General features: G+C 48.4%; 1 protein-coding gene. It reads right to left on the minus strand.

Annotated elements, in window-relative coordinates; genetic code table 11:
* Nucleotides 1-335: hypothetical protein (locus tag ACVC43_RS00005; RefSeq protein ID WP_452222520.1), on the minus strand; the 335-nt coding region annotated here is incomplete at both ends.

Genomic DNA, 335 nt, shown 5'->3' on the forward strand with positions numbered 1-335 from the left:
GGTTGTGTTCCGGTTACTTCCCAAGCACAAGTCGTGTCGTTAAACGTTGCTGTTTCGTAACAGGCTGTGGTTGGTTCGGCTGGTTGTGTTCCGGTTACTTCCCAAGCACAAGTCGTGTCGTTAAACGTTGCTGGTTCATAACAGGCAGTGGTTGGTTCCGCTGGTTGTGTACCGCTTACTTCCCACATACACGTTGTATCGTTAAACGTAGCAGTTTCGTAACATGCTGTTGTTGGTTCTGCTGGTTGTGTACCGGATACTTCCCAAGCACAAGTCGTGTCATTAAACGTTGCTGTTTCATAACAAGCTGTGGCTGGCTCTGTTGCACATCTGTC

This window comes from Lacinutrix chionoecetis (assembly GCF_053604665.1).